The organism is Arthrobacter sp. yr096 (assembly GCF_900108925.1).
Classification (GTDB): Bacteria; Actinomycetota; Actinomycetes; order Actinomycetales; family Micrococcaceae; genus Arthrobacter.
The window spans coordinates 111392-117809 of record NZ_FNYI01000010.1 but is presented as its reverse complement, the minus strand read 5'-3'; the positions used below and the strand labels follow the sequence as shown (position 1 = coordinate 117809).

The window sequence follows — 6418 nt, the reverse complement described above, 5'->3', positions numbered from 1 at the left end:
TTCATGATGTTCACCAACGCCCCGTCGGTGTCGTTCTCCAGCAGGGTGTCCCATTCCCGGCCCCAGACGACCTTGATCACGTTCCAGCCCGCGCCGCGGAAGAACGCTTCGAGTTCCTGCATGATCTTGCCGTTACCGCGCACCGGCCCGTCCAGGCGCTGGAGGTTGCAGTTGATCACGAAGTTCAGGTTGTCCAGGTTCTCGTTCGCGGCGAGCTGGAGCAGGCCACGGGACTCGGGCTCGTCCATTTCCCCGTCGCCGAGGAACGCCCAGACCTGCTGGTCACTGGTGTCCTTGATGCCACGGTTCTGCAGATACCGGTTGGACTGGGCCTGGTAGATCGCGTTCATCGGGCCGATACCCATCGACACGGTCGGGAATTCCCAGAAGTCCGGCATCAGCCGCGGGTGCGGGTACGAGGACAGGGCGTGGCCTTCCTTGGACTTTTCCTGACGGAACCCGTCCAAATCCTCCTCACTCAACCGGCCTTCCATGAACGCCCTCGCGTACATGCCCGGCGACGCGTGGCCCTGGAAGAACACCTGGTCCCCGCCCGAGGGGTGGTCCTTGCCGCGGAAGAAGTGGTTGAACCCCACCTCATACAACGTCGCGGCACCGGCATACGTGGAAATATGCCCGCCCACACCAATATCGGAGCGCTGCGCCCGGTGGACCATCACCGCGGCGTTCCACCGCATATACGCCCGGTACCGGCGCTCGAACTCCTCGTTCCCCGGGAACGGCGCTTCCTGGTCCACCGGGATCGTGTTCACATAATCAGTGGTCGTCACCATCGGCACACCCACCGACCGGGCACCAGCCCGCTGCAACAACGACCGCATAATGTACTGGGCACGCTCGGTACCCTGCTCCGCGATCAACGCATCAAGGGACTCAATCCACTCCGCGGTCTCTTCCGGATCACGATCAGGCAGCTGGGCAGTCAACCCGCTGAGGATGTGTGAGGTCTCTTCTCCTGCAGCCACGTCCAACCTTCCTTTAGGCGCATGCATCGGCGCCTCAGGTCTGGCAGGGTAACTGCCCGTCGTGAACGCGTCGTGTGCGACATCTCGGTTTCAACAGCCCGGTCGGATGCGCCGGGCAGGTCTTGTGAGCGCTTGGCTGCCCAGTAGAATTCTGCGGGGCGATCGCCCTGCAGCCAGAGCGCTCATGGCCACTCTAGCTTTGACGGCGCTGCGATGCGTAGCCGCAGGCCCTCAAGGGCGTTGTATGTCACACCTTGCTGGGCTCCGTGACGGAAAGCACGTCATTGTCGCAGCCTCGAAACACCCCAGGTAGTGCGGAATGTGGCCCGGGGCAGGGACAATGGCTTGAAGCACACGCCCAAAGGGTGTTGGCTGTTAGTAATGGAAGTCACTTCAAAAGGAGGAAACGTGAGCGAGGCCGACGCCGCCACATCGGTAAATGTGGCGGAACGAATGGGTTTCAAAGATGGGGATCTGATTCAGGAGCGCGGCTACGACGATGACGTCGACTTCGACTTGCGTGACGATATTGAAGATGTCACGGGCTCCGAGCTGTTGGATGAAGACGACCATGACGTAGTGGATGCCGTTGTTTTTTGGTGGCGGGATGGCGACGGTGATCTTGTTGATGCCCTCATGGATTCGCTCACCACGTTGAAGGAAGGCGGCGTTGTCTGGGTTCTCACGCCCAAGTCAGGACGTGACAACTATGTGTCGCCTGCAGACATCCAGGACGCCGCACCGACGTCCGGCCTCCACCTGACTACCTCTGCCGGGGTCTCGAAGGACTGGAGCGCAACGCGCTTGGTGCCCAAGAAGAACAAGTGACGGAAGTCCAGCACGCGCCCGCTCCAGGGCTGGTTCCTGAAGTAGGGCAGTTGGCGCCGGACTTTGAGCTGCTGAACCAATACGGTGAGCCTGTCCGGTTGTCTGACTACCGCGGGGGCAACGTTGTGGTGGTTTTTTACCCCTTTGCCTTCTCCGGCATCTGCACCGGAGAGTTGTGTGAGATTCGCGACAATTTATCGACGTTCGCAGATTCAAACGCCACTGTGCTGGGGATCTCTGTGGACAGTAAGTTCGCGCAGCGGGCCTATGCAGAGCAAGAACAGCTGGGGTTCGACCTCTTGGCGGATTTCTGGCCGCACGGTGCAGTCGCGAAGGAATATGGAGTCTTCGACGCCTCAAGCGGAATGGCCCTCAGGGGGACGTTCATCATCGATGGCTTCGGCGTTGTGCGCTACGTCGTTGTCAACCCACGAGGCCAAGCCCGGGACTTTGTTGAATACCGCCGGGCCTTGGCGGACTTGGAGTAACAGAAGCCATGAACCTTGGCCGGCCCGGAGTTGGCATGACTGGATTTGCGAGTATGGAGCCCGCTCCTGGAGCAGAGCTCGATCCCAGCGAGCTCCATGCTGTTGGACTGGCCCTCGACGTCCTGAGCGGTAAGCGTCTGGCGGTGCTCACGGGAGCCGGGCTTAGCACGGACTCCGGCATCCCCGATTACCGGGGGCCGGGATCTGCGCCGCGGAACCCCATGACATATCAAGAGTTCATCGGCAGTGAGGCCAACCGGCGGCGATACTGGGCCCGGAACCATCTGGGCTGGTCCCACCTGCGGCATGCCGACCCCAACACTGGACACGCCGCCGTGGCACTGATGGAACGCCGCGGGCTGTTGTCCGGCCTCATCACCCAGAATGTGGACAGGCTCCACGAGGATGCGGGCAGCGTTAATGTAGTGGATCTCCACGGCCGCTTTGATCAAGTCATCTGCTTGGAAAACGGGCATACCTTCAGCAGACGGCTGATTGCAGCCATCCTGGAGGAAGTCAATCCAGGGTTTGTGGAAGCTGTGCTGGAGTCCGGGGTGGTGGAGATCGCACCGGACGCCGACGCGACGGTCGAGGATCCGGAACTCATCACGTCCTTCGTCATGGCAGTTTGTCCTGTATGTGGCGGAACGCTCAAACCCGATTTTGTGTATTTCGGCGAGAACGTCCCCAAGGCTCGTGTGGCTCGTGCCTACGCCATGGTGGACGGAGCTGATGCGCTGCTGGTGGCAGGATCGTCCTTGACCGTCCAAAGCGGCCTTCGATTTGTGCGGCATGCCGCAAAAGCTGGCAAGCCAGTGGTCATCATCAACAGGGGTGCTACCCGCGGCGACCAATTTGCCGAACTCAAAATCGAGCAAGGAGTTAGTGGCGCTTTGGAGTATTTGGCTCGGGAATTACCTGATCTTCCAGAGGCTGTTGAGCCGATTGGCGTTTCCGGTGATTGATCATGTAGAGTCATTGTTCGTTGGTTGAAGCGCTGAGGCACTGATACTGCGACTTGGGTCTTTAGCTCAGCTGGTAGAGCGCCACGTTTACACCGTGGATGTCATCGGTTCGATCCCGGTAGGACCCACAAAGTAAAACCCACAAAGTAAAACCCCATCTTCCAAGCCTTATGGCCAGGAAGGTGGGGTTTTTTGCGTCCTTCCCAGCACTTCCGGGCCAGTGCATTCATGGCGGTGCCTTCTGACACATCGGAAGACTAAGAATGTCAGTGGCAACTCCTAATGTTTCGCCCATGGAGCACGTCTATATCCGATCCACCGCCCAAGGCGCGCCGACCGCCGTCGTGAGAGGCAGCCGGGAATGGCAAATGGTGGTGGAGCCTGTCCGGTGGTTCGAGCGTGTGCCGTGGTGGGAGACGTCCCAGCGCATGCCCAGGGGCCAGGGCCGCGTGGATGTAGAGGTCTGGCAAGTCCAGGTTCGGCTGGGAAGCAATGTCCGGTCCAGCATCGCTACGTGGGAGCTGGTACGGGACGGGGCCGGTGGGGGCTGGTGCCTGCGAGGCGAGGAAGTCGCTGCGGCATAGGCTACGAGCCGGGAAGTGGATGAGCTCTCCACCACGACTATTGGGGGATGCCGCGGTGGAGAGCTCGAAAATGAATATACAGCGAACTCTTGGGTTTTGGAAAGCAGGGCCCCCAGGGCGCCATGTCATGTCGATGATCCGACCGGCTCTGACCTCAAAGAGGTCACGCCATGCCACTATGATGGGTACTGTTCAGCAGAATGAACAAAAGAATGTACTGACGAAGGAGAATCATGGCCGATTCCCGCACCACCCGCTCCGAAGGGTTGGGCGCTTCGTCGCCGGCACCCGCAGTGACCCGCGCCGCCGCCGTCCTCGAGGCCCTTGCGGAGTCGCCGTCGGGTCGTTTGACCCTGAGTGACTTGTCGCGGGAGCTCGGAATTCCCAAGTCTTCGACGTCCAATCTGTTGCTGGCGCTCGAGGAAGCGCGCCTCATCACCAGGCAGGGTGCAGACTTCGCTTTGGGGCGAAAGCTGGTTGAGCTCGGCGCCGCTTATCTCAGCCGGCTCGACGAAGTCCAGGAGTTCTACAAGTATTGCGAGCAAGCTCCCACACTTTCCGGCGAGACCGTGCGAATTGCCATGCTGGACGGCGACCATGTGATCTACCTGGCCCGGTACGAAGGGCACCCTGCGGTCAGGCTGACCTCCAACATCGGCGACAAAATGCCCGTATCGCTATGCGGGGTGGGTAAGGCCCTTTTGGCCCAATTGCATGATCACGATATCGATGCGATGTTCCCGGACGGAATGGAGCTGCCCACCATGACGGCCAACTCCCTTCGCAGGGCCGAAGAGCTCAAGGCGCAGATTTCCACCATTCGCAAACAGGGATTCGCTTTCGAAGATGAGGAGTCGACAGTGGGAGTGGTTTGCCTGGCAGTGCCGGTGCCGACACACGGGGCCCATGGACCCAGTCTGGGGCTATCTGTGACAGCTCTCAAGGCTACGTACTCGGAGGAGCAGGGAGCCCTCATGGTCAAGGAGCTCAAGGAGTTGGCCCGTTCCTTGGGCAACCCCATGGGGTAATTCAAATAAATCTGATTACAACCTTGGCAGTCCGTTCAACACGCTGTACGCTGTTCATCATAGTGATCTTGGCGGTGATGCCATCACTATCTCGCTGGGCCAACGGGGGCCCGGGGTGATTTTGAGGGAGTGCTTGTGATAACTCGTACTAATGCAAAGCTCGCAGCCGAGGCTGACGACGCTGTAGTTGAGCCGGAACAACTTCGGCGGGCTACGCTGGCAAGTTCCGTCGGTTCGGCCCTGGAGTACTACGACTTCTACATTTATGGCCTGGCGTCCGCCCTGATCTTTGGGCCGTTGTTCTTTTCGCCCCTGGGCCCTGACGGTGCCCTGATTGCATCTTTCGCCACCTACGGTGTGGGATTCGCGGCTCGACCTTTCGGTGGACTGATTTTTGGTTACATTGGAGACCGCTTCGGCCGGAAGATGGTCCTGATCCTGACCATCGCGTTGATGGGAACGGCAAGCTTTGCCATCGGCTTGCTTCCCACGTTCGAGCAAGCGGGAATGCTGGGTGCGGTGCTGTTGGTGACGTTGCGGATCATCCAGGGCCTTGGCGCTGGAGCTGAACAGGCTGGAGCAACCACTCTTATCTCTGAAGTGGCACCGCGCCGCCGTCGTGGTTTCTTTGCGTCGTTGCCGTTTGTGGGGATCCAGCTGGGTACTCTCCTCGGTGCGGGAACCTTTGCCCTCATTACGCTGGCAGACAAGTCCGTACTACAGGGTTGGCTATGGCGTGTGCCGTTCCTGGCCAGCTTCATCCTGATTGCCGTTGCCATCTTTATTCGTCTCAAGCTCAAGGAAACTCCTGCGTTCCAGGAGTTGGAGAAGCACAAGAACGTGGTAAAGAACCCGATCGGTGCCCTGTGGAAGCACTCCAAGAAGAATGTGCTGATTGGTATCGGTCTCCGCATGGGCGAGAACGGCAACTCGTCGATCTACTCCGCGCTTCTGGTGTCCTTCATGAGCATGCCCGCCGGCGTCTTTGCTGGAAACAACTCCATTGGTCCGGTGGGGCTCCTGATCGCGGCAGGCTTCGCGGCTGTCATGGTGGTGACCTTCGGTGCATTGTCGGATCGATACGGCCGTGTCCCTGTGTACCGCTACGGTGCACTGTTCCAGGCGATCATCGCCGTCCCCGCGTTTTATCTGGTGACCCTTGGCAACGTCACCTTGGTGTGGGTTGTCATGGCGGTTGGCATCGCCATCGGCGTTCAGTCGATGCTGGGCCCTCAGTGCCCGCTGCTGCCGGAGCTTTTCGGATCCCAGTACCGTTTCACGGGAGTGGCCATGAGCCGCGAAATCTCAGCGGTCCTGGCCGGTGGACTGGCACCTCTGCTGGGTGCCCTCATGTTGGCTGCCACGAACCACTCATGGCTGGTCCTCGCCATCTACTCACTGGTGCTGGCCCTGATCTCCTTCGTGACCACGTTCTTCACCCCGGAGACGGCGGGACGCGACCTCGTCAGCACGGAAGACGCCAAGTAACTTCCTCACTACGCACGGCAGCAGTATTCACGGCAGCGCAGCGCGGCACCC

General features: G+C 60.0%; 6 protein-coding genes, 1 tRNA gene and 1 pseudogene. 7 read left to right on the top strand and 1 reads right to left on the bottom strand.

Annotated features, from left to right (window positions below; translation table 11 throughout):
• Positions 1–1013: pseudogene (locus BMY91_RS20505) on the bottom strand (pyruvate dehydrogenase (acetyl-transferring), homodimeric type); the annotation flags it as partial.
• Between the two features lie 381 nt (positions 1014–1394).
• Between BMY91_RS20505 and BMY91_RS20500 the strand changes: the two are divergent.
• From BMY91_RS20500 to BMY91_RS20470, 7 genes are all read left to right on the top strand, one after another.
• Positions 1395–1814, top strand: a complete 420-nt coding sequence (locus BMY91_RS20500; protein WP_026542347.1) for a DUF3052 domain-containing protein — start codon at positions 1395–1397, stop codon at positions 1812–1814.
• Positions 1811–2302: a peroxiredoxin gene (locus BMY91_RS20495; protein WP_090825291.1), complete on the top strand. Its 492-nt coding sequence runs from the start codon at positions 1811–1813 to the stop codon at positions 2300–2302. The genes BMY91_RS20500 and BMY91_RS20495 overlap by 4 nt, the downstream gene beginning before the upstream one ends.
• An 8-nt stretch (positions 2303–2310) precedes the next feature.
• On the top strand, positions 2311–3267 hold the full coding sequence (locus BMY91_RS20490) for an NAD-dependent protein deacetylase (protein WP_090825289.1): 957 nt from the start codon (positions 2311–2313) through the stop codon (positions 3265–3267).
• A gap of 55 nt (positions 3268–3322) precedes the next feature.
• Positions 3323–3395 (top strand) — tRNA-Val (locus BMY91_RS20485).
• Positions 3396–3560: 165 nt separating this feature from the next.
• Positions 3561–3851 carry a hypothetical protein gene (locus BMY91_RS20480; protein ID WP_090825288.1) on the top strand — a complete coding sequence of 97 codons (291 nt, stop codon included), beginning with the start codon at positions 3561–3563 and terminating at the stop codon, positions 3849–3851.
• Positions 3852–4084: 233 nt separating this feature from the next.
• Positions 4085–4879 (top strand): IclR family transcriptional regulator, encoded by a 795-nt coding sequence (locus BMY91_RS20475; RefSeq protein ID WP_090825286.1) that lies wholly within the window; start codon positions 4085–4087, stop codon positions 4877–4879.
• A 129-nt stretch (positions 4880–5008) separates the two neighbouring features.
• Positions 5009–6367, top strand: a complete 1359-nt coding sequence (locus tag BMY91_RS20470) for an MFS transporter (protein WP_090825284.1) — start codon at positions 5009–5011, stop codon at positions 6365–6367.
• Positions 6368–6418 lie beyond the last annotated feature (51 nt).

Coding starts and splice junctions, on each gene's coding strand:
- BMY91_RS20490 (WP_090825289.1), top strand. CDS start 2,311: ATGAACCTTGGCCGGCCCGGAGTTGGCATGACTGGATTTGCGAGTATG.
- BMY91_RS20480 (WP_090825288.1), top strand. CDS start 3,561: ATGGAGCACGTCTATATCCGATCCACCGCCCAAGGCGCGCCGACCGCC.
- BMY91_RS20475 (WP_090825286.1), top strand. CDS start 4,085: ATGGCCGATTCCCGCACCACCCGCTCCGAAGGGTTGGGCGCTTCGTCG.